We start from the raw sequence: 23598 nt of genomic DNA on the forward strand, positions 1-23598 counted from the left end.
CGATGCCGAAGCGCGTGAGCGATCACCGCCCCGATCAGGAGACCTACCGTATGCCGCAACTGGTGCTGCAGTCGCGTGGCACCGAACGGGTACGCGGCCCGCAGCACTACGAACACTCGATCAGGCGGGGTATCAGGCTGGCTGACATCGCGTCAGAACTCGGATCTGACCTTGCGGTCCTGGCTCGGCTCTACCCCGACGGTGTCGCCCGGCTGTGGGGCTCGACGCCCACGCAGCAGCAGAACAACGCGAAGGTCCGAGCCCTGCGGGACCGGCGCGTCGGTGACGACGTCCTCTTCTACGCCAATAAGCACTTCTACGCGCGCACCCGAATCCTGCATCTCTTCTGGAATCCGCAGGTGGCCAAGCAGATCTGGCAGACCGATGACAAGGGGCGGACCTGGGAATACATGATGGCGCTGGGGGAGGTCGAGGAGTTCGCCAGTCCCGTGCCCGCTGTGCCGATCCTGAGCGAGCTGGGACTACCCGTCACACTCCGGAGCATCACGCTGGTCAGCACCGCTGACTACGCGCGGATCGCGACAATGCTGCCGCCCGTGCGCCAGGCCAGCCAGGCGACGGGTGCGGTCGCCGCACCGCGACGCCTCCGTCGACGGGACGTGTTCGCTGCTCTGGAGCAGTTCATCGACCTCTCTCGTCGGAATGACGATCCGGCCGAGCGGGAACTGCTCGTCTTGGCCTTGACGGCCATCGCGCGAGTCGCCAATGGCGATAGCCGCCTGGTCAACCTGTCCGAGTTCGAGGCCAGGGGTACGACCCTGCTTGGTGAGAGTGGGCGGCAGGCTCGGCGGTCGGCCGCTGGGCAGGTGCTCGGTCTACTGGACAGGCCGCTGGGCGACGCGGTCCATGTCAAGGACGTCTGGGAGGTGGAGGTGGATACCTCTGCCTTCCATGGTCACGGCCCGTCCAGCTCCGCCGACGCGAGCGCTCAGCCGGTGTCTACGGGGTTCACCTCTGCTGCAGCGGCGTTGCTCGGCAAGGTGGACGTCCGGGGCCGAGCTGTGGCGATGCTGTCGACCGCATTGGCCTCCGAGATCGACCAGGGCGCACTCCTCGCCCGACTGGGCCTTGCCGGATACGACTCGGCGTCCGGGACGCTCGACTCGCTCGACTCTGCGAACCGGGGCACAGGCGAGCGGGGGCCCGCCAGGAGAGTTACGGTCCGGACCGAGCGCATCGTCCGCAGCACTGCGGTAGCCGATCAGGTCAAACGGATGTACGGCCACCAGTGTCAGATCTGTGGAGTCCGGCTGGTCACCCGGACGGGTTACTACAGCGAGGCGGCGCACATCCGAGGGCTGGGTAGACCACACGTCGGGGATGACGACATCAGCAACGTGCTCTGTCTCTGCCCGAATCATCATGTGCAGTTCGATGCCTTCGCCATCTACGTCGACGAGGGCTTCGTCGTGCGGTGGACGTCCAGCGGGGAGCAGGTTGCCCGACTGCACAGACACAAGAACCACCCCATCAGCCAGGAGTATCTGAAGTACCACCGTCGCTTCTGCGGCAAGGCCAAGTAGCCCTGGGGATGCCGGAGCTGGTCATCGGAACGTCAGCTCCGGATAGGTCAGCGAAGGGTTTCGACCAGAAGCCAGACTGCGGTCGAGGGGTTGGCCCCAGGAGGGTCACCGAGCTTGCGAGCCCGGTCGATGGCGATGGATACACCGTCGCGGAACGCGCCGAAGTCAAGCTTGGTCTTGTCCCATCCCTTGACGTGTAAGCGCAGCAGGTCGCCGGCCTTCCCTGCGTTCTCCAGGTACCGAGAACAGGCGGCGTGGTGAAGGATCAGCCACACCTCGAAGCAGGGGTTCGACCAGAGCAGCGTGACGTCGCGCTTCCGGGCTTCGCTCGCCGGTCCAGCGACCGGGTACTGGTCGACGTCACAGACCACGTACGCCTGATCGAAGTCGTTGTCGTCCCGGCGGCGAGCAGCGCCGCGTACCGCGTCGATGGGAGAGCCCTTCTCCACCACCACGACCAAGCGGTGCCGCAGCCACGACTCCCGCCCGAGTGCCTCAAGGTAGACGCGCTCGGTGGACTCGCCATTGGTTACTGCGAGTACGGTCTTCCGTTGTTCTCTGATGCCGGGCCTGCGGCGGAGGTTGGTTTCCCGAGTAGTGCTGGCACGGCTGCGGCCGGTGCCGGGAGGGTCAACTCGTCGCTTCGTCATCCACCTGTCCCCGTGCTGCCAGCGCCTGCTCGAACAGGTACGTCGAGAGGTCCGGCACTGCGCCGTAGTTGCCGTTCAGGTACCGGCGCTGTCGGTTCTCGCCCTCCTTGCGGGGCTTGAAGTCCGTCAGCGGGTAGAGCGTGGACGCTCCGTCGGCGTCCTTCTCGGCGAACCAGATCTCATCCCGTCGAAGAATCTCCTCGGTGTCGATGGTGCCGAGGAGGGCAGCGTCGTGGCTCGTGAAGACGAGCTGGCTGTGTCGAGGGTTCGATGATTCGCCCTTGAAAAGTCCGATGAGCTTCGCGGTCAGCAACGGATGCAGGCTGGCGTCGATCTCGTCCACACACATGGTGCCGCCACCGCTCAGGACCTGGGCTGCCTCGATCGCGAGCCCGAGCAGTTGCTGGGTCCCGGTTGACTCCTCCGCCAAGTCGAACAGCACCTCGCCAGCCGGCCCCTGATGGGCGAACTTCAGGCGTCTCCGTGGTGCCCGCTCGCTGGCCTGGCGGATTCGCGAGCGCATACTGCGGCCCTCGGCTTCCAGTTCTGCCGACGGGAGTAATTCCGGTGCCTCATCCAGCGCGGTACTCGTAGTCGTCACAACATCGACGATCCCGACGTCGGCGGCACGGAGAAGTTCAATCACAGTGCGCCTGATGGCATTGTCGCGGGACCACGCTACCGAGGCGATACTGTTCCTCCGGAAGACCGGATGCTCTTGACTCTTGATGGTCTGGAACCAGCGGTAGACGTCGCGGAGCGGCTCGGGTTCAATGCCGTCCGCGTGCCGGTGATCGAAGCGAGCGATGGTGCTTAGAAAGAGGGCTGCGGACGCGGTGACCTCGGCGATCCGCTCCAGCAGCACCCGCTGGCCAGATTCCTCCCCCCAGGCGTAGGAGTCGCCGTTGCGCTCGAAGATGCGCCGTCGTCTGTTCCGTGGGTAGTGGTAGAGCCACTCCTCGACAACGCCGTCGTTGTCCAGAGCGAAACCGTAGGTGTGTCGAACGCCGCTCAGGCTCAGGTCGACAACGTAATGGGACGGCGCTTCGAGCGCTTCAGGCGTCAGTCGGTAGGGCTCGCGGGCCACGCCAAGACCCGGCTCGACCTCGCGGTCAGAGAAGATCACGAAGCGGCGCATGAATGATAGAGCGTGCAGGCAGTTGGACTTGCCGGACGCGTTGGCGCCGAAGATGCCCACCACCCGAACTGCCTGCTCGGGCTGGTCGTCGCTGCGGTAGGTCGGCGTCAGGTTGAGTTGCTGCTCGTCGCGGAACGATCGGTGGTTGGCGAAGCGGAAACTCAACAACATGGCTGTGCCCTCTGATCCCGGGCCTTCCGGCCGTTCCTTGCGAGTAAACCACGGGGGATGGCCTGAAGCACCCACCTGACAGGCATCAGAACGCGCGGACGCCCCAGCCGAGCTGAGCTGGGGCGTCCGGACGGTCGAGCAGTCAGCGGCTCGGCTTGGTGGCCTCGATGAAGGTGGCCCACGCGGCAGGGCTGAAGGTGAGGGCGGGACCGGCTTGGTCCTTGCTGTCGCGTACGGCAACGAGGCCGGGCAGGTTGTCGGCGACCTCCACACACTCGCCACCATTGCCAGCGCTTCGGCTGCTCTTGCGCCACCGGGCACCGGTCAGGTCAGCCATGATGAACCTCCCCAAGGATCTTGTTGATCACGTTCTTCGATTGTCCTTCATCGAAGGTGAGTCGACCGAGGCTTGCCCAGACCTTCTCGTAGGCACCGAACTCTGCCGGCCGGTCGAGATAGAGCCCGCCAGTCAGTGATTCGCTGTAGACGACAGCAGGCTCCGGAGTGCTTCGGTTACCGGGTGGGAACTCCAGCATCACGAACTCGCCGGCAACGTTGCCGCTGTGTGGCCCGGCTGCCAGCGGCAGGATGCGGATGGAGATGTTGGGTAGGTCGGTCACGTCCAACAGGTGACGAAGTTGTTCGGCCATGACGGCCGCGTCACCGACTGGGCGGAGGAGCACTGATTCGCAGAGGGTCACCTGAACCCTTGGAGCCCGGGGCAGCCGGCGTGTGAGCAGGGACTGTCGCTGCAACCGCAGCTCGACCGCCAGTTCCCGGTCTTCCTCACTCATCTCCGGCTGGTCGACCTGGTAGATCCCCAGGGCGTACCGCCTCGTCTGGAGTAGACCCGGCACCAGTGTGTTCTTGTAGAACCGGAGGCGGGAAGCGGCCGACTCCAAGCCGACGTACAGCTCGAACCAGTCGGGGATGGCGTCGCCGTAGGCGTGCCACCAGCCCCTGGCCTTGGTCTCGCTCGCCAGGGCGGCCAGTGCGCCGGTCAGCTCCGGGTTCGCGTCGTAGAGCTGGCACATCGCCCGTACGTCTACCGAGCGCACCGCGCCGAGGCCGCTCTCGATCCGCCAGACCTTCTGCCGGCTGCACTCCAGCGCCTCGGCCGCCGCGTCGAGGGTCACCCCCGCCTCGGTGCGCAACTGCCGTAGCGCCCGGCCGAGCTGCCGCCGCGGCACCGTCGAGCCCATGTCTTCGGCCAATGATCACGCCTCCGTCCGATTTTGCAACATCTCGAATACCTACTCAGGAATGCCTAACCGTTAGCCAGAAATAAGTCAACAATCGGGGCCGAAAAACGTTGCATCATTGCTGATCCGGCCGCAGGATGGCCGTGGTGCGGCGGTCTCCACGCCCCCCGGTTCGGCCGCCGCACCCTCATCTTCCCCGGGCTGAGCAGCGGCTTCAGCCTGTCCTCGTCACCTCGGAAAGGAGCGGGTGCTGTCGTGCGCGCATTTCTCCGTCGGACTGCGAAAGTAGGTCGACACGCAATTACTGGGAGCCGGGAATCCCATCCGGAATCCGTCCGGCCGAGCCACGGAAGGTCGGGCGGTGGAAAGCCGCGCGGGACGGCGTACCGGAGCAGCGCGGCCGGATCGCTGCGGCCCTGGCAGGTCCGCGACCGGCTCTTCACTCCGCGCGGCCGGCGCGGGGTGGACGCCGTCGAGGTGCGGCACTTCCTTGACCGGGTCGCCGACGACCTGACCGCCCTCTACGACGAGCTGGCCCGCACCCAGCAGGAGGCCGACCACATCAAGACCGCCCTGCGGGAGTGGCAGACGCAGGCCGCCCGACGTGAGCTGGCCGGTGCCCGATGAGCGAACGCTTCGTGGCGCACCTGCCGTTCACCGCCAGCGACCTGCCCGCCGCCCGCCAGTTCGCCGGCACCCTGGCCCACTCGGTGAGCTTCCTCTCCGAGGTGGACTCCGCCGAGGTCACCGTCAGCTTCGAGGACGAGCAGGGCGTACGCCACCGGGTCTTCTGCGACCTGCCGCTGCCCGACCGCCGCCGCTGCGTGCGCCGGGTCGACCACGACGGACCCTGCTCGGCGAGGCCGCCGCGATGAGCGCACCGCCCACCGTGGTCACCTGCCCGGACTGCGCCGGCACCGGCTGCCCGCGCTGCCGCTGGCGCGGTCGCCGCCGGGCGCAACTCCTGCTCACCGTCGCCAACCGCGACACCGGCGCGGTCGCCTCCCACCGGGTGACGCCCGGCGACCTCGACCCCCGTCCGGACCCGGCGGGTGGCGGGGTGGCCGACCTGACTCCCCGGGTACGCGACCTTGCCGCCACCGTCGCCGCCACGCTCGACCCCGACCCCCTACTGGTACGCCTCCCACCGGCCTGGCGGCCGGACCTGCCGGGCCCCGACCGGTGTGCCCTGGCCGCCCAAGCCCTCGCCGAGGCTGCCCGTCGGCCCTGGCGCCTGTGGCTGGGCGGGTCGACCGCACCGTCCCCGGTCGACCCGGACAGCCGGCTGGCCCGGCTCTGCGGCCTCGCCGACCTGCTCCTGCTCGACCTGGTCGTGACGGCCCGCCGACGCGGCGACCGGCTGCACTGGACCGTCCGGTACGACGTACCCGGCTCGCCTGCCGTGAGCGGACCGGTCGTCGGCAGTCCCGATCTGGCGACGGCGTTGGTCCGTACCGACGCGGCGGAGGCCCTGACCGGACTCGCCGACCGTGGCCTGACCGCCCCGGCCCGGCTGCTCGGCCCCGACCGGCCCTGCCCGGCGACGTCACCGGTCGGTCCACGCTCGCTGCCGACCGCCGGTGCCGTCGAGGAGGTCGAACGGCGGGTCGCCGCGAGCGCGGTCGATTCGGTCGACGGAAGCGACTGGCCCGGAGCCCAGGCGGTCTGGCGGGACTGCCGCTGGTGGCACACCGGCCTCCACGCGGCCGTCGATCGAATCAGCTGCGCGGTGGGTCGCCGTGCCGGCGTACCGCTGGGTCGGGTCGCCGAACCGCCCGCGCCGGCCCGGCTCGGCGACGCCGTCCCCGGTCGGCCCTGCCCGGACTGCCGCCCGGAGAGCCGACCACGTGCCTGCCGCTGTGTGACGGCTGGCCGCGCCGACCACGACTGCGCCCGCTGCGGCGGGACCGGTCGGCAACGGTCCGCCCTGCGCTGCGCCACCTGCGGCGGCACCCGCCGGCTGCACCGGGCCGTGCTGGTCACCCTCACCGACCTGCGCCACCGGGTGGTCCATCTGACCTGGCAGGCCGGCACCCCGGAGGTCACCTGCGGGGTGGCGATCACGCCCGGCGGTCGGTCGGTGGTCGTCCGGCTCCCCGAGCGCTACCGGCTCGGGGCCTGGGCCGCCGTCCTCGGCGTACGCCCGGAGGACCTGGCCGAGGCGGACGGTGGTCACGAGATCCCGCGCGACCTGCGCGACGGGTACGTCACCCTGCCCTGGCCCGGAGCCGACCCGGTGGGGGAGTACGTCCGCGAGGCCGGGCGTGGCCTGCCCGCCGCCCGCCTCCTCGTCACCGCGGTACGCCCCGACGTGCCGCCCCTCGCGGAGGTGATCCGGCTCGTCGTCGGCCTGGACCTGGCGCTGCACGTCAGCCTGCTCGACCTGCGGCAGCACACCGGCCACCCGCTCCGCGCCGACGGGCGGTACTGGTCGGTCGAGCTGCAAGCCCGGGACGCCCCGGTGCACCCCGACGACCTGCCGACCCGGCCCACCCTGGCAGGGGCGATCGAGGAGTGCCTGACGCACCTGGCCGACGACCTGGCCGGACTGGTCCCGGCCGACCCGGAGGAGCCGCTGCCGGTGCCCTGCTCACCTGCCCGTGAACCGGTCGCCGACCCGACGCATGCTCTGGTGCGGCTCGCCGCCGAGCATGCCGGCCGGGCGGTCACCGTCCGGTTCACCCGTGCCGGCCACACCGCCTTCCGGCACGACGATGACGCCGTACGCCGAGTCGAGCTGCCGTGCGTCGTTTGACGCGGCACCTGGCACGAACATATGTTCGGTCGGTGGGGTGGGGAGCCAGCAGTCGTACGACAGCCGCACCGATCTGGCCTGGTCAGCGGGGTGCCGATCCCGGCAGGGCCTCTAGGATCCGGGGCATGGATCAGGTAACGGTGGAGCGGGCTGCGCTGGTCGCGCTGCTGCGCCAGCCTGGTCTGAGCTGGTCCGACATCGCCCACGACGTGCAGGAGGTCGGCAGTGCGATCGCCGTGCTCGAGCGGGTGGCCGGTCAGACGGACACGCTCTTCGCCGACACCCGATCCGTCGAGCCTCTTCTCGCCGCCGCTGCGGTCGACCTCGCCGACTGGCAGGCGGAGGGCATCACTGTCCGTGCCTTCTATGACGACGACTACCCCGCACAGCTTCGTGATATCCGGGAGATGCCGCCACTGCTCTTCATGCGAGGCGATCTAGCACCGGAGCCCCGGGCCATCGCCGTCGTGGGTAGCCGGGACGCGAGCGACCGGGGGATCGAGATCGCCCGTTCGGTGGCCACCTCGCTGGCCCGCCGGGGCGTGACTGTGGTCAGCGGTCTGGCCAAAGGCATCGACACCGCTGCTCACCTCGCGGCCCTCGACGCCGAGGGCCGTACCGTGGCCGTCATCGGCACGGGGATCCGGCGTTGCTACCCCGCGACCAACCGGGAGTTGCAGGAGCGCATCGCCGAGACCGGTCTGGTGGTCAGCCAGTTCTGGCCCGACGCCGCTCCGACGAAGCAGAGCTTCCCGATGCGCAACGCGGTCATGAGTGGATACGCTGCGGCGACCGTCGTGGTCGAGGCGGGTGACCGCAGTGGGGCGCGGATCCAGGCGCGGCTCGCGCTCCAGCACGGGCGGCCGGTGGTGCTGACGACCCAGATGATGCGGCATGAATGGGCGCGCTCATTCGCCGAGCGGCCGGGTGTGCACGTCGCCCGCAGCACCGTCGAGCTGCTGGAAGCGGTCGACGGCATCCTCCAGCGGGTACCGACCACGGTCGATCTGGAGGGCTTCCCTGAGTTCGCCAGCCTCTGACCCCTGGACAAGGATCCGGGAGTACGTCGAGCCGCAGCGGAACTTCCTCCGCAACCCGTTGCCGGTCCTGCCCTGGATCTGCCCGATCTGTCGAGGCGTGCGCACCCCGGGCTATGCGTACTGCTATCCCTGCCAGGAGCATCAGACCGAGTCCGGCGGGTTGCTCGCGGATGTGGTGGTGCCGATCTCGTACTCGCCGCGTATCGGGCAGCATCACCACCACCTGCGTTCCTACAAGGCAACCCCACCCTCCATGCAGGCGCGATGGAATCTGCTCGCGCTGCTGCTGCTCTTCCTCCGCGACCACCTCGACTGCGTGGGCGACCGGATGGGTGGTGCGCCAACCCATGTCGTGACCGTGCCCAGCACCCGGGGCAGACCCGGACCACACGTCCTCGAAACACTGATGAGAACCCATACGCCGCTGCCCTGGCTCAGCGCGGTGCCGAATCCCCGCTATGGACCCGAGGCACGCTCCTTCCACGCTGACTGGTTCGCGGTCGGGCAGATCGATCGCTCGGCTCCGGCGCGACCCTTGATCCTTGACGACACCTGGACCACCGGCTCTCGTGCGCAGTCTCTGGCGTACGCGCTGAAGAGGGCCGGTGCCAGGTCGGTGGGGGTGGTCGTGCTGGGCCGGCACGTCCGGCCGGAGCACGAGGCGTCCCGGCCACTGCTGTCGGCGATCCAGGAACCGATCTTCGATCCGTCCGTGTGCGCCGTGCAGCGGTGACGACCTGTCGACAGGCAGTGTCAGGGATCTGACAGTTACGTGGGCCATGGTGGACTGCAACGATTCGGGTCCCCGTTGAGCTGCGTATTGCCCGTCGATGACGGAGCTGGTGACCAGCGTTTGATGCAGTCCTGTCGATAGGAGCGGCTGGCCGCTGATCGGAGCGGTACTCGCGTCCGGTTGTCCCTGGGTAGCGTGTCGGGACCCTGGGGATGCTGGAGGAACACCGGTGACGCTGCTGCGCGACCTGATCGACATCCCGACGTCGGTCGGCGAGGGCGACTTCGTCGTCAAGGCGGCCGAAGGGGCCGACCTCGACCGGTACGTGGTCACCGACCAGCTCCGGGAGAACTTCACCAGCGCGTTGCAGAAGATCGGGCACGCCGTCAACACCGGCCGATCCCAGGCGGTCTTCCTGCACGGCTCCTTCGGCTCCGGCAAGTCGCACTTCATGGCGGTGCTGCGGGAGATCCTCGCGCACAACCCGTACGCCCGGCAGATCCGTGGCATCGAGGGGCCGGTGGTCGTCGCCGACTCCTGGCTGAAGGGGCGGAGGTTTCTCTCCCTGACCCTGCACATGCTCGACGCGCGCTCCGTCGAGCAGGCCATCCTCGAGGGGTACCTTCGCCACGTCACCGCCGTCCACCCGGATGCGCCCGTGCCCGCCGTACACCGGTCGGACGCACTGCTGGAGAACGCCGCCGGCCTGCGCCGGACGCTCGGTGACGACAAGTTCTTCGCCGCGCTGCGCGACGGCGGAGCCGTGCCTGGCGCGGGCGGCGACGGCTTGGCCGCGCAGCGGGCCCGCAAGGAGGGCTGGACCCCGCAGCGGTACGCCGACGCCGCCGCGCAGCCGCCCGGCACCAAGGAGCGCGACACCCTGGTGAGCGCGCTGACCCAGACCTTCTTCAGCGGCGCGGTGCACAGCGGCGAATACCTGGACCTGGACACCGGTCTCGCGGTCATCACCCGGCACGCGAAGGCCCTCGGGTACGACGCGATCGTTCTCTTCCTCGACGAGCTGATCCTCTGGCTCTCCGGCCGGATCGCCGACCACACCTTCGTCAACACGGAGGGCGCCAAGCTCAACAAGCTGGTCGAGTCCGCCGACGCGGCCCGGCCGCTGCCGCTGGTCTCCTTCGTGGCCAGGCAGCGCAACCTGGAGGAGTTCCTCGGCCCGCAGGTTGGCGGAACCGAACGCGAGGCGCTCGCGCACGTGATGCGCAGCGTCCAGGGGCGGCTCGGCGAGATCGTCCTCGCCGACACCAACCTGCCGGAGATCACCGAGAAGCGGCTGCTCAAGCCGAACGACGACGCCGCCCGGCAAATCATCGACAATGCCTTCGCGGCGGTGAAGCACAACCGTGAGGTGTGGGACACCCTCCTGCTCGGCGCGCAGTACGGCGACGCGGGCATCGGCTCGGACGCCACCGCGTTCCGGCAGCTCTACCCCTTCTCGCCGGCCCTGGTGGCGACCCTGGTCGCGCTCTCGCAGGCGTTGCAGCGGGAGCGGACCGCGCTGAAGGTGATGACCGAGCTGCTGGTCGACCGGCGGGACGCCCTCAGGGTCAACGACCTGATCGGGGTGGCCGCCCTCTTCGATCCGCTGGTGCTGCACGGCGAACTGCCCGACCGCCCCAAGCTCCGGCAGCAGTTCGAGGCCGCCCGGGGCATCTACCTGCGCAAGCTGCGGCCGATCCTGCTCGCGCTCAACGGCATCGACGAGGAGCGGGCGGCCGGGCACACCCAGTTCCAGCTCGACGACAAGCTGGTCAAGACCATCCTGCTCGGCGCCCTGGTGCCCGAGGTGCCGGCCCTGCACAACCTCACCGCGGCCAAGCTGCACGCGCTGAACTTCGGCTCCATCGCCTCGCCGATCCCCGGCTACGAGAACACCATCGTGCTCAACCGGCTCCGCAAGATCGAGCAGGACGCCGGGGAGCTGCACCTCACCGACGACCACGACCCGGTGGTCTCGCTCAAGCTGCACACCGTCGACTTCGACAAGCTGCTCGAACTCGTGCCGAACAACGAAACCTCGGCGGGCGTCCGGCAGCAGCTCCTCCGCGAGCTGATCAGCGCCGAGATGGGCCTGGCCGGGGTCGAGGGGAGCCACGGCGAGCTGCAGCAGCCCCGCGACTGGCGGGGGCGGCGGCACATCGTCCAGGTCAAGTTCGGCAACGTCCGCGACCGGGACTCGATGCCGGTCGCCGCACTCCTCGCCCCGGGTGAGTCGTGGCGGATCGTTGTCGACTACCCGTTCGATCCCCAGGATCTGCCGCGCAGCGCCGACCGGGCCCGGATCGAGGAACTGCCCCGGGGCTCGCACACCGTCTTCTGGCTGCCGCTCTACCTGACCGACGACATGATGGGCCGGGTCGCCCAGCTCGCGAAGATCAACTACCTGCTCGGGGTCGGTGGTGCCGGCGAACGCCTCAACACCCTCGCCGCCGACTGGCCGAAGGCCGACCGCCAGCAGGGCCGGGTCTACCTGCAGCAGCGGCAGACCCAGTTGCGCGAAGGCCTGATCACCGCGCTCAAGCAGGCGTACGGGGCGGCGAACCCGCAGCCCTCCGACGTGCAGGACGACACGGTCGGCGTGCTGCACACGCTCGCCGAGGGGTTGCGCGTCGGTGACCCACGCGGCGGCACGCTCGCCGACGCGTTCCGGAACCTCACCGCCGAGCTGCTCGAGTGGTCGTACCCGGGCACCCCGGCCCTGCCAGAGGACGAGAAGCCGCTCACCCGTGCCGAGCTGGGCAAGGTGCTCGACTACGCGAAGCAGGCCGCCGCCGACCCCACCCACGGCGTCGCCGTTCCCGCCAACGACCAGCGCGTCCTCAGGCGGATCTGCAACCCGCTGCGCCTCGGCGAGTTGGTCGACCACCGCTACGTGCTCGACATCAGCACCTGTTACTGGAGTCAGCACCTGCTGCAGGAGGCGGCCCGGCGGGACTACCGGGACCACTTCCCGGTGCACGTGCTCCGGGAGATCCTCGACGTGCCGAAGCGGCGCGGCTTCGACCGTGACCTGCAGAACCTGATCATCGCCGTCTTCGCGCTCGAGCAGCAGCTCAGTTGGTACGACAGCAACGGCGGCAAGACCAGGGTCGAGGCGGTCAACGGGGTGGAGGACCGCTTCGAGCTGCGCCACCCGGAGCTGCCCACCGAGGGGGAGTGGAAGGCGGCCGTCCAGTTCGGTCAGCCCTTCTTCGGCAAGGTGCTGCCACTCTTCCGCAACCCGGCCAACCTCGGCACCATGGCCGGTGCCATGCGCCACGTCGCCACCGCGTACAAGGATGTCGCCGGAAAACTCGTAACGGCACTGGAACAGCACGCGAAGCTGCTCGGCCTCGAGACGGCGGCCGGAGACGGCCGGCTGGCGACCGCCCGGCGGGTCAGGGACCTGCTCACCCAGGTGGCCCACGAACGCGACGACGTGGTCCTGGTGCGGGTTGTGGCCGGCGGCCAAGAGCACCTGGGCGGCCTCGACGGGCAGGCCGCCAGCCAGGTCTTCAAGCAGGCCCAGACCCTGGTGAACGGCCTCGCGGCCACGCAGTGGCCCCTGCTGGATGCGATCGCCCTGCGGGCCGGGACCGACGACCGGGCGCGGGTCATCATCGCGCAGCTCAGGGCCGCCGCCCGCGACGACCACCACGGCTCCGATCTGGCCGAGGCGCTGCGCCAGGCGGTTGCCGATGCCGCCGCTTTCCTGGCCCAGGAGAAGCCACGCGACCCGGAGCCCCGGAAGGACCCGGACCCCGAGGTCCGACCGAAGCCGGTGGACGACAAGCCACAGCTCGTCCCTGGGCAGTGGAAGCCGGCTCATGACCGGGACCGGGCCACGCCCCCTGACGTCGCCACCCACCGCACGACGATCGCCACCGAGGCGGACCTGGCCGGGCTGGTGAACGAGATCCGGGCGGAGGTCGTCGCAGGGCGGACGGTCGCCGTGACCTGGCACGTCACCGCCCCGGAGCGGCAGGCGTGAGCCTCGCCCGGATTGCCGTACGGCCGGCTGCGGTCCGGCGGAAGGTCGAGGCGTGGCTGGCCGAACAGGACGGCACGGACGCCATCGTGCTGCTCGCCCGCCCGGAATGGACCGACGAGCCGGTGCTGACCGTCGCGGGTCACTCGGTACGGGTGGTGCCCTGCCCGACACCGATCGCCGCGCGGGCCGCGCTCGTGGACCGGGCAGTCGACGAGAAACTCGTGATCCTCACCGACCTGCCCGACGCCGAACTGGGGGACGGCCTGCTCGCCCACGTGAGCATGCAGGCCGGGCGCAGCGTCGACCCGTGGGAGTTGGTCCGGCAGGCGTTCGGCGGGCAGACCCGACTGGGTCTGGACTCGACGCTGGTGCGGACCGGCCGGTGGGTCGCCGACGCGCTCACCGAACTGGCCCCGGTCGACGGTTGGCCACCGCCGGCCGGAACCATCGTGACCCGGGACCACGCGCTCCGGCACCTCGCCGGGGCGGCGCTCGGGCTCGACCCCGACGAACTGGACGGCGCGGGGCTGCTGCAGTGGAGCACCGACGCCCCCACCCAGATGCGTTTCCTCGACCTGCCCGACGAGTGGACGGACGGCATCGGAACCTACCTGGTGGAGGCCGCCGGCCCGGTCGCCGTGCCGGTGGTCGCCGCCGTTCGGGCCGGACACGGGGTCGACGCGATCGCCCTCGGGCTCCTCGCCGGGGTGCTCTGGCCCCGGGGAGGTGGCAGCGCGACGGACGTGGAGACCGCGGTCGCCCGGACCCGGCTGGAGCGGTACTTCGGGGGTGCTCGGCTCACCGACGCGCAGGCCACCGCCTACCTGGAGGCGGCCGAGGCGTGGATCTACCGGGCGCTCGACGGTGACGAACACGTGCGCCACGAGGCCCACCGCATGCTCCGGCGAGCCGAGGAGATCGCCGCCGAGGTCGACATGGCCCGGCGGCTGGTCGCCTCCGACCTGCTGCCGCTCGGGTTCACCCAGCGGATGCGCGCCTTCGCCGACGCCGTACGCCTCGCGCTGCCCGCGCCCCGGTCGCACCTCGTCGACACCGGCCTGATCGAGGCGGTGCAGGAGCGGCTCACCGATGTCGAGGCACACCGCTCGGCTGACCGTAAGCGGGTCGAGACCGCCCGGATGGCCGTGCGGCTGCTGCGCTGGCTCGCCGTTCCGGACGCACCGGAACCGGCGACCATGCTGGCGGCGGTGCACCGGCAGGTCCGGGAGGACGGCTGGGTGGACCGGGCCCGGTTGGACGTGTTCGCCGGGGATCCCGACGCGGACGTCGCCCAGGCGTACCGGGCACTGCACGCCGTAGTCGACCACCGAAGGGCCCGGCACGACCGGCACTTCGCCGAACTGCTGCAGGACACCACCGGGGCCGAACGGGAACCCGGCGCGCTGCTGCGGGTGGAGGACGTCCTCGACCGGGTGGTCCGCCCGATCCTCGACAACGGTCGGCGGGTCCTCCTCCTGCTGCTGGACGGCATGGGGACGGCAGCCGGGATCGAGATCGCCGAGGCCCTGGCGCGCAATGGCGCCTGGACGGAGCTGACCCCTGGCGGCGGGGCCCGCACCGGCGTCCTGGCCGCCCTGCCGACGGTCACCATGGTCAACCGGTGCAGCCTCTTCAGCGGCCGGATCACCGTCGGTGACCGGGCGGTCGAGGTAAAGGAATTCACCGCTCGTTTCCCCGGCAGCGTCCTGCTGCACAAGGCGGACCTGCGCACCCCCGCCGGTCTGGCCGTCGACCCCGAGGTCGCCCAGGCGCTCGGCAATCCGGCCGTGCCGATGGTGGCGGCCGTCATCAACACCATCGACGACGCCCTGGACCGCAGCGACCCCGGCACCACCGAGTGGGGCCCCGACACGGTCAACGGACTGCGCGACCTGCTCGCCGTCACCCAGGATCGGGTGGTCGTTCTCCTCTCCGACCATGGGCACGTCGTCGACCGTGGGGCGGACGCCGAACTGCGTCCGTCCGACTCAAGTGAGAACCGCTGGCGTCCCGCGACGACCGCGCCGGGCGACGGCGAGCTGCTCTTTACCGGCAGCAGGGTGGCGCTGGGCCAGGGCAGGGTCGTCCTGCCCTGGCAGGAGCAACTCCGGTACGGGCCCCGCAAGGCCGGGTATCACGGCGGCGCGTCAGCCGCCGAGGTTGTCATCCCACTGCTGCTCTTCGCCGCGCACGATGAGGCGGCCGTGCCGGGTTGGGCGGGTGCGCCAGTCAGCAGTCCCGAGTGGTGGCGGGAGCCGCTGCGGCAGACGTCGCCGGAGGGCGCGACCGCCGACCGGGCGCCGGACACCGCGACCCGGACGGAGTCCGGCACTGCGGGCCGCGCGGCACGCAAGCCCCGCACCGCGGCACAGGACGAGAGCCTCTTCGACCTGCCGTCGTCGTCGCCGGTCGTCGCGCCGCCGCCCGTCCCGGCCGCAGCACCGGCCGACCCGGCGGAGGTGCTGGTCGAGGCGCTGCTCGCCAGTCCGGTCTACGCCGACCGGCGCGACACCCGTGCCCCGATCGCCGACGAGCGGGTGGCCGCCCTGGTCGCCACGCTCGTGGCGGGCAACGGTCGGGCGACCATGGACACGCTGGCCACCCGGGCGAACATCCCCGCTCACCGGATCACCGGGCTCTTCGCCGCGCTGCGCCGGCTGCTACAGGTGGAGGGCTATCCGGTGCTCAGCCTCGACCCGGACGGGCGAACCGCCAAGCTCGACATCCCGCTGCTGGTCGAGCAGTTCGGCCTGGAGGCGTGATGGCCGTCGAGGTCAGTGCCCGGCGACGCCGCGACATCATCGACGCGCTGCGTCGGGGAGCCGTACCCTCCAACGGCCTCGACGTCCTCGCGGTCGGCCTCGACCGGTTCACCGCCGCTCTCGACGAGGATCTCGACCGGGTGGCCGGTGCCGGGAGCGTCTTCAAGGCCGTCCGGGGCGAGTACGGCGCCGGTAAGACCTTCTTCACCCGATGGCTGGGGGAACGGGCCAAGCGGCGCGGGTTCGCCGTCGCCGAGGTGCAGATCTCCGAGCTGGAGACGCCGTTGCACCGGATGGAGACCGTGTACCGGCGGCTGGTCGAACAGTTGACCACCGAACAGTTCCCGCCCAGTGCGTTGCGCCCCGTCCTCGACGGGTGGATCTTCGCGTTGGAGGAGGACGTCCTGGCTGCCGGGACGGTCGACGAGCAGGACGCGGAGGGGCTCGACCGGGCGGTGGGCGACCTCCTCGAACGGCGGCTGACCGGGATCTCCCGGAACACCCCGGGGTTCGCGGCGGCTCTGCGCGGCTACCGGACGGCCGTGGCGGACGGCGACCAGATCACCGCCGACGGCCTAGCCGCCTGGCTGGGCGGCCAGCCGCACGTGGCCGCGTCGGCGCGGCGGGCGGCCGGCGTCAAGGGCGACATCGACCACTTCGCCGCGCTCAGCTTCCTGCAGGGGCTGCTGACCGTGCTGCGGGACAGCGGACACCCCGGTCTTCTGCTGGTGCTCGACGAGGTGGAGACCCTTCAACGGGTTCGGTCGGATGCCCGGGACAAGGCGCTCAACTCCCTGCGCCAACTCATCGACGACATCTACGGCGGACGCTTCCCCGGTCTGTTCCTGCTGATCACCGGCACGCCGGCCTTCTACGACGGCCAGCAGGGCGTGCAACGACTCGCCCCGCTGGCCCAGCGACTCGCCACCGACTTCGGGCCCGAGTGGCACTGGGACAACCCGCGTGCCACCCAGCTCCGGCTCCCCGGCTTCACCGAGGAGACGCTCGTCCAGCTCGGTATTCGGGTACGCGACATCTACGGCAGCGCCCGAGTCTCACAGGTATGCGACGACGCGTACCTCGGGAAACTGGCCCGGGCTGTCGCGGGCCGGCTCGGCGGGCAGGTCGGCGTCGCGCCCCGGGTTTTCCTCAAGAAGCTCGTCGCGGATGTCTTCGACCGGGTCGACCAGTTCGACGCCTGGGATCCCCGTCGGCACTACGCGTTGACAGTCCGCCCCGACGAGCTGACCGAGGTCGAGCGGAACGCCGCCTCGGCCGACGACATCCAGCTGCCGATGTGAGCGACGACCGCCCGGAGCAACGGCTCGACCCGGTCGTCCTGCACCACATCGTCAACACTCTCGGCTGGCCGGATCTGCGTCCCCTCCAGCGGGCGGCGATCGACCCGCTGCTCGAGGGCGACGACGCGCTGCTGCTCGCTCCGACCGCTGGGGGCAAGACCGAGGCAGCGGTGTTCCCGTTGCTGTCCCGGATGACCGCCGAGCGGTGGACCGGGACCTCGGTGCTCTACCTCTGCCCGCTCAAGGCCCTGCTCAACAACCTGCACCCACGGCTCGAACGGTACGTCGGCTGGGTGGGACGGACCGCTGCCCGTTGGCACGGTGACGTCGGGACGTCCGCCCGGCGAGCCGTGCTGTGGCAGCGTCCGGACATCCTGTTGACCACCCCTGAGTCGCTGGAGTCGATGCTGATCAGCGCCAACGTCGACCACCGGATTTTCTTCGCCGGACTGCGGGCCGTGGTGGTCGACGAGGTGCACGCCTTCGCCGGTGACGACCGGGGCTGGCACCTGCTCGCCGTGCTGGAACGCCTGGCCCGGTTGACTGGCCGACCGTTGCAGCGGATCGGTCTGTCCGCGACCGTGGGCAACCCGGTGGAACTGCTGAACTGGCTGCAGGGCTCGGCCGCAGGAAGCCGACCCGCCCGGGTGGTCGCTCCTCCGGAGGCAGCCGCTCCGGCCGTGGCACAGCCGCCCCCGGGGCGGATCGAACTCGATTACGTCGGCTCGCTCGTCAACGCCGCCACAGTGATCGCCGCACTGCACGCCGGTGAGAAGCGGCTGGTCTTCTGTGAGTCCCGGCAGACCGTCGAGGAACTCGGGCAGTTGCTCCGCGAGAAGGGTGTCACCACCTTCCTGTCCCACGCCTCACTGTCGGCCGAGGAAAGACGCCGCTCCGAAGAGGCGTTCGCGGAGGCCCGTGACTGTGTGATCGTCTCCACCAGCACGCTCGAGCTGGGCATCGACGTCGGCGACCTGGACCGGGTCATCCAGATCGATGCTCCCGGGACCGTCGCCTCGTTCCTCCAGCGGATCGGCCGGACCGGACGTCGAACCGGCAGTGTCCGCAACTGCCTCTTCCTGTGCCGCAGCGGTGAGGAACTGGTCCGGGCAGCGGCGTTGCTGCTGCTGTGGGGAAGGAACTGGGTGGAGCCGGTGGTCGCCCCGCCGGAGCCCCGGCACATCGTCGCCCAGCAGATCCTGGCGCTCTGCCTGCAGGAGCACCGCGTCGGCGACCGGATCTGGGCCCAGGAATGGAATGGACTGTCGCCCTTCGGGCCAGATGCGGATCCCATCCTGCGCCATCTTGTCGAGCACGGATACCTGGACGCGGACGGTGGCCTGCTTTTCATCGGGCCTGAGGCGGAGCGGCGGTTCGGTCGTCGCCACTTCATGGAGATGACCGCCGTCTTCACCGGGCCGCCCGAGTTCACCGCGCTGCACGGCCGTGCCGAGCTGGGCCGGATCGATCCCAGCCTGCTCACCGACGAGGTACCGGGCGAACGTCGCCTGCTGCTGGGCGGCCGGAGCTGGCGGGTGACGTACGTTGACTGGCGTCGTCGACGCTGCTTCGTGGAGCCGGCCGACGGTGGTGGACGGGCCCGCTGGACCTCGTCGGGGTGGGTGGGGTCGGGCTTCGCGCTGACCCGCGCCATGCGCGAGGTGCTGCTCGGCGCGGATCCTCCGGTGTCGCTGACCGCGCGGGCCAGGAGCCGGCTGACGCTTGAGCGCGACGATCGGGACATGCTGGTGCATCCCGGTGGCAGTCTGGTCGTCCGGGACCGGCGTGGCGACCTGCGATGGTGGACCTGGGCCGGCCTGCGGGCCAACGCCACCCTGGCGGCAACCATGGGCGAGGCCATCGATCCCGCCCACCGCTTCGATGACTACGCCGTTCGGCTCCGAGAGGACCTCACCACCGCCAGGTGGCGGGCAACAACCGCCGACGCCGCCACACGACTGTGTCTACCGGAGATCAGCGAACGGGCTGTGGCCGGGCTCAAGTTCGGCGCGGCACTACCGCCACGCCTCGCGGCGGCCACCCTCGCCGCACGGACGGCGGACCTGTCCGGTGCGGCGGCCGTTCTCGCCGAGCCGGTCCGCCTCTCCGTCCTGACGTCCTGAACGCACGGGCCACGTCGGCCGCCGCCTCGCTGGCTGCTCTCCGGCTGATCCAGATTGGCGGTCAGATGCCATCCCTCAGGGCGGCGAGGCGGTTGCCGAGTTGGACGAGCATGGCGCGGTGGTACTCGGTGGCCGCGGCGCCCTCCAGCCAGCGCATGTGGTTGAGCAGGTCGAGCATGACCAGCCCGTGCAGTTGCGCCCAGGCGCCGAGGAACTGGGCCAGCGCGCCCGGGGAGAGGTGCGGCGCCATGGCCTGCGCCGCCCCGGTGAGCTGCGCGGTCAGCGCCGGGTCCGCCGCCGGAACGGGCACGGCGGCGATCTGCTCGGCGGTCCAGCCGGCGAAGACCACCTCGGCGAAGACCTCCGCCACCCGGCGACCGGCCATCATGGTCGGTCCTTCCTCGGGAGCGGCGTAGCCGGGCACCGGGTTGCCGTAGAGAAGCAGGAACAGGGGCTTGTTGCGTAGCGCCCACTCCCGGTACGTCAGGCTCACTGCGACGCACCGGTCGACGTAGCCGGCGTCGTGGTGGGCGTCGGCGGTGGCCCGGAGGGCGTCGGCGAGCGCGTTCTGCCCGTGCGCGATCAGTGCGGTGAGCAGCGCGTCGCGGCTGTCGAAGTAGTGGTAGAGCGCCTGCACGGTCATGCCGACCTCGCGGGCCACCGCCCGCAGCGACAGCTCGTGGACGCCGTGCTCGGCGAGGTGCCGGAGCGCCACGCCGATGATCTCGTCGATGGTCGCGGCGCGGCGACGTTCGCGCAGGCTGGCTGACGGCTTTACGACTGACACTGCTCACCCTCCTTGACAGTGTTCAACAAATCCTCCTAGCCTGGCGTTGTTCGTTCTGCCTGACACTATCAGGCAAAGCTTCCTGGAGGACGTCATGACCACCCGTCCACTCCGTCCCGCCTCCCTGTACCACCTGCACCGACCGCTGATGGCTTTCAGTGCCGCGATGGCCGTCATGACAGTGGCCGGCGTCGTCGGCCTGGTCGTGGACGACCGCACCCTGGTTGGCGCGCCGATCTGGGCCAAGCCGTTCAAGTTCGCCCTCAGTTTCCTGCTGTACGCGCCGACGCTGGCCTGGCTCCTCTCCCTGCTCCGTCGCCACCACACCGCCGGGCGGCGCGCCGGCACGGTGGTCGCCGTCACCGCCGCTGTCGAGATGGTGATCATCGTGGGACAGGTGCTCCGGGGCCGGCAGAGCCACTACAACGTGCTCACGGCGTTCGACGCGACCCTTTGGACGATCATGGGCGTCAGCATCGGGGTGCTCTGGGCGGCCAACCTCGTGGTCGCCGTCCTCCTGCTCCGGGAGCGGATCGCCGACCGCGCCACCTCGTCGGCCATCCGCCTCGGGTTGGCCCTGGCGGTGGCCGGGATGGCGCTCGGCTTCCTGATGACCGGTCCCACCCCGGAGCAGGCCACCACCATGCGCGAGGGCGTGGCGACCGTCGTCGGCGCGCACAGCGTCGGCGTCCCGGACGGCGGGCCGGGTCTGCCGCTGATCGGCTGGAGCACCACCGGCGGCGACCTGCGCATCCCACACTTCGTCGGGATGCACGGACTCCAGGTGCTGCCCCTGGTCGGCCTGGCACTGCTCCGGCTCGGCCGCCGGCTGCCCCGGCTGCGCGACGACGGTACCCGCCGGAACCTGGTCCGCACCGTCGCCGCCGGGTACGCCGGGCTGGTCGCCCTGGTCACCTGGCAGGCGCTGCGCGGACAGCCGCTGACCGCCCCGGACGCGGCCACCCTCGGCGCGGCCGCCGTACTGCTGGTGCTGACCGTCGGGTCGGCCGCCGCCGTGCTCGCCACCGCGCGGACTCCGGTGCCCACCGCCACCCCGGCCCTCGTCGGCGGTACGCGGTGACCGGGCTGATCTTCGACCTGACCTTCCCGCTGGTCGTACCCTTCTGGGCCTTGATGATCCTGCTGCCCGGCTGGTCGTGGACCCGGCGGATCGTCGGCTCACCGCTAGTCGTGGTGCCGCCGCTGGTCGGCTACCTGGTCCTCGCCGTCGCGGAGTTCGACCGGCTCTGGCCGGTGGTGAGCAGACCCTCGCTGGCCGGGCTGACGGAGTTCCTCGGCACCCCGGCCGGCGCGGCCACGCTCTGGGCGCACGTGATCGCCTTCGACCTCTTCGTCGGCCGGTGGATCTACCTGGACGGACGGGAGCGGGGAGTGCATCCGCTGGTGACCGGGCCCATCCTGGCGCTGACCATCCTGCTCTCCCCGGTGGGTCTCCTGGTTCACCTGGCAGTGCGGGAGGTGGCCGGGCGTCCGCCGGTCGGGGCGACCCCGACCGGCGGAGCCGTCGGTCAGTCCGGGACGCGGCGGTAGGCGCCGTCGCTGGCCGACGTCGCCATCGAGGCGTACGCGCGCAGGGCGGCGGAGACCGGGCGCTCCCGGTCGACCGGCGTGTACGGGCGGTCGCGCTTCTCCTGCTCGATCCGCCGGGCCGCCAGCACCTCCTCGGGCACGTCGAGTGAGATCGACCGGTTCGGGATGTCGATGATGATCTCGTCGCCCGGCTCGACCAGGGCGATCAGCCCGCCGGAGGCGGCCTCGGGGGAGACGTGTCCGATGGACAGGCCGGAGGTGCCGCCGGAGAACCGGCCGTCGGTGAGCAGCGCGCAGGACCGACCGAGCCCACGTCCCTTGAGGAACGAGGTGGGGTAGAGCATCTCCTGCATGCCCGGCCCGCCCTTCGGGCCCTCGTACCGGATCACCACCACGTCCCCGGCGACGACCTCCTTGGCGAGGATGGCCGTCACCGCGTCGTCCTGGGACTCGTAGACCTTGGCCGGACCGCGGAAGGTGAGGCACTCCTCGGGCACCCCGGCGGTCTTCACCACGCAGCCGTCCGGGGCGAGGTTGCCGTGCAGGATGGCCAGCCCACCGTCGGCGGAGTAGGCGTGCGCGGCGTCCCGGATGCAGCCGCCGGCCGCGTCGGTGTCCAGGGTGGACCAGCGGTTGGTGGTGGAGAACGGCTCGGTGGTGCGCACCCCGCCGGGGGCGGCGTGGAACAGTTCGACCGCCTCCGGCGTCGGCGAGCCGCCCCGGACGTCCCAGTCGGCGAGCCACCCGGCCAGCGAGGGGGAGTGGACCGACGACACGTCGCGGTGCAGCAGGCCGGCGCGGTCCAGCTCGCCGAGGATGGCCGGGATGCCGCCGGCCCGGTGCACGTCCTCCATGTGGTACTGCGGCGAGTTCGGGGCGACCTTGGCCAGGCAGGGCACCCGCCGGGAAACCGCGTCGATGTCGGCGACGTCGAAGTCCAGTTCCGCCTCGCGGGCGGCGGCGAGCAGGTGCAGGATCGTGTTGGTCGAGCCGCCCATCGCCACGTCCAGCGCGACGGCGTTCTCGAAGGCGGACCGGTTCGCGATCGACCGGGGCAGCACCGAGGCGTCGTCCCCGTCGTACCAGCGCTTGGCGATCTCCACGACGGTGCGGCCGGCCTCGACGAAGAGCGACCGGCGCGCGGCGTGGGTCGCGAGGGTCGAACCGTTGCCCGGCAGCGCCAGCCCGATCGCCTCGGTCAGGCAGTTCATCGAGTTGGCGGTGAACATGCCGGAGCAGGATCCGCAGGTCGGGCAGGCGGAGCGCTCGATCTCGCCGAGCTGTTCCTCGGTGACCGCCTCGTTGGACGACGCGATCATCGCGTCGATGAGGTCGATCTTGGAGTGGACGATCCCCTCGATCGCCACCGTCTTGCCGGCCTCCATCGGGCCGCCGGAGACGAAGACGGTCGGGATGTTCAGCCGGAGCGCGGCCAGCAGCATGCCCGGCGTGATCTTGTCGCAGTTGGAGATGCAGACCAGCGCGTCCGCGCAGTGCGCGTTGACCATGTACTCGACGGCGTCGGCGATCAGCTCGCGGCTGGGCAGCGAGTAGAGCATCCCGCCGTGCCCCATGGCGATGCCGTCGTCCACGGCGATGGTGTTGAACTCCCGCCCCACCCCGCCGGCCTCGGCCACCGCGTCGGCGACCAGGCCGCCCAGGTCCTTGAGGTGGACGTGACCGGGTACGAACTGGGTGAAACTGTTGGCGATGGCGACGATCGGCTTACCGAAGTCGTCGTCGGTCATCCCGGTGGCCCGCCACAGGGCCCGGGCGCCGGCCATCGTCCGACCGTGTGTGGAGGTCCTCGACCGCAGCTCAGGCATGGGGTCAAGTGTTGCACCACCGGC

The 23598-nt window shown here is 70.6% G+C and carries 18 protein-coding genes; 12 read left to right on the forward strand and 6 right to left on the reverse strand.

Annotated elements, in window-relative coordinates; translation table 11 throughout:
• Positions 1–2: 2 nt before the first annotated feature.
• On the forward strand, positions 3–1544 hold the full coding sequence (locus ACIBJE_RS24530) for an HNH endonuclease (protein ID WP_396752074.1): 1542 nt from the start codon (positions 3–5) through the stop codon (positions 1542–1544).
• A 47-nt stretch (positions 1545–1591) separates the two neighbouring features.
• Here the strand turns inward: ACIBJE_RS24530 and ACIBJE_RS24535 are convergent, their stop codons facing one another.
• From ACIBJE_RS24535 to ACIBJE_RS24550, 4 genes are all read right to left on the reverse strand, one after another.
• Positions 1592–2194 carry an RloB family protein gene (locus ACIBJE_RS24535; RefSeq protein ID WP_396752076.1) on the reverse strand — a complete coding sequence of 201 codons (603 nt, stop codon included), beginning with the start codon at positions 2192–2194 and terminating at the stop codon, positions 1592–1594.
• Positions 2175–3503 carry an ATP/GTP-binding protein gene (locus ACIBJE_RS24540; RefSeq protein ID WP_396752078.1) on the reverse strand — a complete coding sequence of 443 codons (1329 nt, stop codon included), beginning with the start codon at positions 3501–3503 and terminating at the stop codon, positions 2175–2177. The genes ACIBJE_RS24535 and ACIBJE_RS24540 overlap by 20 nt, the downstream gene beginning before the upstream one ends.
• A 142-nt stretch (positions 3504–3645) precedes the next feature.
• Positions 3646–3840 carry a DUF397 domain-containing protein gene (locus ACIBJE_RS24545; protein ID WP_396752080.1) on the reverse strand — a complete coding sequence of 65 codons (195 nt, stop codon included), beginning with the start codon at positions 3838–3840 and terminating at the stop codon, positions 3646–3648.
• Positions 3833–4717 carry a helix-turn-helix domain-containing protein gene (locus ACIBJE_RS24550; RefSeq protein WP_396752082.1) on the reverse strand — a complete coding sequence of 295 codons (885 nt, stop codon included), beginning with the start codon at positions 4715–4717 and terminating at the stop codon, positions 3833–3835. Before ACIBJE_RS24550 ends, ACIBJE_RS24545 begins: the two co-directional genes overlap by 8 nt.
• A gap of 243 nt (positions 4718–4960) precedes the next feature.
• On the opposite strand from ACIBJE_RS24550, the gene ACIBJE_RS24555 reads away from it, so the two are divergent.
• From ACIBJE_RS24555 to ACIBJE_RS24595, 9 genes are all read left to right on the forward strand, one after another.
• Complete coding sequence (locus tag ACIBJE_RS24555) at positions 4961–5332, forward strand: DivIVA domain-containing protein (protein ID WP_396752084.1); 372 nt, start codon at positions 4961–4963, stop codon at positions 5330–5332.
• Positions 5329–5580, forward strand: a complete 252-nt coding sequence (locus ACIBJE_RS24560) for a hypothetical protein (RefSeq protein WP_396752086.1) — start codon at positions 5329–5331, stop codon at positions 5578–5580. Before ACIBJE_RS24555 ends, ACIBJE_RS24560 begins: the two co-directional genes overlap by 4 nt.
• Entirely contained in the window at positions 5577–7460 is a 1884-nt protein-coding gene (locus ACIBJE_RS24565) for a hypothetical protein (RefSeq protein WP_396752088.1), read from the forward strand. Before ACIBJE_RS24560 ends, ACIBJE_RS24565 begins: the two co-directional genes overlap by 4 nt.
• Positions 7461–7585: 125 nt before the next feature.
• Positions 7586–8500, forward strand: coding sequence for a DNA-processing protein DprA (locus ACIBJE_RS24570; protein ID WP_396752091.1), 915 nt, complete (start codon positions 7586–7588; stop codon positions 8498–8500).
• A gap of 97 nt (positions 8501–8597) precedes the next feature.
• Complete coding sequence (locus ACIBJE_RS24575) at positions 8598–9233, forward strand: hypothetical protein (RefSeq protein WP_396752093.1); 636 nt, start codon at positions 8598–8600, stop codon at positions 9231–9233.
• Positions 9234–9462: 229 nt separating this feature from the next.
• On the forward strand, positions 9463–13224 hold the full coding sequence (locus tag ACIBJE_RS24580; RefSeq protein ID WP_396752095.1) for a phage resistance protein: 3762 nt from the start codon (positions 9463–9465) through the stop codon (positions 13222–13224).
• Complete coding sequence (gene pglZ / locus ACIBJE_RS24585) at positions 13221–15986, forward strand: BREX-2 system phosphatase PglZ (protein ID WP_396752097.1); 2766 nt, start codon at positions 13221–13223, stop codon at positions 15984–15986. The genes ACIBJE_RS24580 and pglZ overlap by 4 nt, the downstream gene beginning before the upstream one ends.
• A complete protein-coding gene (gene brxD, locus ACIBJE_RS24590) occupies positions 15986–17287 on the forward strand; it encodes a BREX system ATP-binding protein BrxD (protein WP_396752099.1) in 1302 nt (433 codons plus the stop codon). Before pglZ ends, brxD begins: the two co-directional genes overlap by 1 nt.
• Positions 17284–19410: a DEAD/DEAH box helicase gene (locus ACIBJE_RS24595; RefSeq protein WP_396752101.1), complete on the forward strand. Its 2127-nt coding sequence runs from the start codon at positions 17284–17286 to the stop codon at positions 19408–19410. The genes brxD and ACIBJE_RS24595 overlap by 4 nt, the downstream gene beginning before the upstream one ends.
• A gap of 61 nt (positions 19411–19471) precedes the next feature.
• Here ACIBJE_RS24595 and ACIBJE_RS24600 read toward each other — a convergent pair whose 3' ends face one another.
• Complete coding sequence (locus tag ACIBJE_RS24600; RefSeq protein WP_396752103.1) at positions 19472–20197, reverse strand: TetR/AcrR family transcriptional regulator; 726 nt, start codon at positions 20195–20197, stop codon at positions 19472–19474.
• 94 nt (positions 20198–20291) lie between these two features.
• Between ACIBJE_RS24600 and ACIBJE_RS24605 the strand changes: the two genes are divergently transcribed.
• Positions 20292–21278 (forward strand): hypothetical protein, encoded by a 987-nt coding sequence (locus ACIBJE_RS24605; RefSeq protein WP_396752105.1) that lies wholly within the window; start codon positions 20292–20294, stop codon positions 21276–21278.
• Positions 21275–21748: an ABA4-like family protein gene (locus ACIBJE_RS24610; protein WP_396752107.1), complete on the forward strand. Its 474-nt coding sequence runs from the start codon at positions 21275–21277 to the stop codon at positions 21746–21748. Before ACIBJE_RS24605 ends, ACIBJE_RS24610 begins: the two co-directional genes overlap by 4 nt.
• Here the strand turns inward: ACIBJE_RS24610 and ilvD are convergent.
• Positions 21727–23574 carry a dihydroxy-acid dehydratase gene (ilvD, locus tag ACIBJE_RS24615; RefSeq protein WP_396752109.1) on the reverse strand — a complete coding sequence of 616 codons (1848 nt, stop codon included), beginning with the start codon at positions 23572–23574 and terminating at the stop codon, positions 21727–21729. The genes ACIBJE_RS24610 and ilvD overlap by 22 nt on opposite strands.
• Positions 23575–23598: the final 24 nt, after the last annotated feature.

It is taken from the genome of Micromonospora sp. NPDC050187 (genome assembly GCF_044459745.1).
GTDB lineage: Bacteria > Actinomycetota > Actinomycetes > Mycobacteriales > Micromonosporaceae > Micromonospora.

Coding starts and splice junctions, on each gene's coding strand:
- ilvD (WP_396752109.1), bottom strand. CDS start 23,574: ATGCCTGAGCTGCGGTCGAGGACCTCCACACACGGTCGGACGATGGCC.
- ACIBJE_RS24565 (WP_396752088.1), top strand. CDS start 5,577: ATGAGCGCACCGCCCACCGTGGTCACCTGCCCGGACTGCGCCGGCACC.
- ACIBJE_RS24605 (WP_396752105.1), top strand. CDS start 20,292: ATGACCACCCGTCCACTCCGTCCCGCCTCCCTGTACCACCTGCACCGA.
- ACIBJE_RS24560 (WP_396752086.1), top strand. CDS start 5,329: ATGAGCGAACGCTTCGTGGCGCACCTGCCGTTCACCGCCAGCGACCTG.
- ACIBJE_RS24530 (WP_396752074.1), top strand. CDS start 3: ATGCCGAAGCGCGTGAGCGATCACCGCCCCGATCAGGAGACCTACCGT.
- ACIBJE_RS24570 (WP_396752091.1), top strand. CDS start 7,586: ATGGATCAGGTAACGGTGGAGCGGGCTGCGCTGGTCGCGCTGCTGCGC.
- ACIBJE_RS24540 (WP_396752078.1), bottom strand. CDS start 3,503: ATGTTGTTGAGTTTCCGCTTCGCCAACCACCGATCGTTCCGCGACGAG.
- ACIBJE_RS24535 (WP_396752076.1), bottom strand. CDS start 2,194: ATGACGAAGCGACGAGTTGACCCTCCCGGCACCGGCCGCAGCCGTGCC.
- ACIBJE_RS24545 (WP_396752080.1), bottom strand. CDS start 3,840: ATGGCTGACCTGACCGGTGCCCGGTGGCGCAAGAGCAGCCGAAGCGCT.
- brxD (WP_396752099.1), top strand. CDS start 15,986: ATGGCCGTCGAGGTCAGTGCCCGGCGACGCCGCGACATCATCGACGCG.